Origin of the sequence: Streptomyces griseus, from assembly GCF_001715295.1 — a bacterium.
In the GTDB taxonomy this organism is placed as follows: domain Bacteria; phylum Actinomycetota; class Actinomycetes; order Streptomycetales; family Streptomycetaceae; genus Streptomyces; species Streptomyces griseus_G.
Genome location: NZ_MDKB01000003.1, coordinates 261,661 through 262,265 on the forward strand (window position 1 = coordinate 261,661; position 605 = coordinate 262,265).

A 605-nucleotide genomic window follows, 5' to 3' on the forward strand; every position below is an offset into this window, starting at 1 on the left:
TGAAGGGGCCGATGCCGATGCCGATGAGGTCGTGCGGCCGGTCCGGGCGGGGGGTGGGCCGGTCGGTCATCGGGGGGTGCTTCCTTCGGTGAGGGCGGTGGCGGTGTGGGTGACGAGGGTGGTGAGGCGGTGGAGGTCCTGGGGGGTGGTGTGGGGGTTGAGGAGGGTGGCTTTGAGCCAGAGGCGGCCGTGGGCGTGGGTGCGGCCGAGTACGGCGTGTCCGTCGGTGAGGAGGGTGCGGCGGATGGTGGCGACGGTGGTGTCGTCGGCGTCGGTGGGGCGGAAGAGGACGGTGCTGATGGTGGGGTGGGCGTAGAGCTGGAGGGCGGGGGTGTCGGTGATGATGCGGGCGAGGTGGTGGGCGGCGGTGAGGGTGCGGTCGACGAGGTCGGCGAGTCCGTCGCGGCCGAGTGCCTGGAGGGTGACGGCGATCTTGAGGGCGTCGGGGCGTCGGGTGGTGCGGAGGGAGCGGCCGAGGAGGTCGGGGAGGCCTGCGTCGGTGTCGTCGTCCGCGTTGAGGTAGGGGGCGTGGTGGTGGAGGGGGTGGAGGTCGAGGTGGTGGGGGACGGCGAGGATGCCGGCGGATGCGGGTTGCCAGCCGAGTT

The 605-nt window shown here is 72.9% G+C and carries 1 pseudogene; it reads right to left on the reverse strand.

Annotation, left to right across the window (positions count from 1 at the left end):
• Window positions 1-66: 66 nt before the first annotated feature.
• Window positions 67-605: pseudogene (locus BA175_RS31825) on the reverse strand (aspartate aminotransferase family protein); the annotation flags it as partial.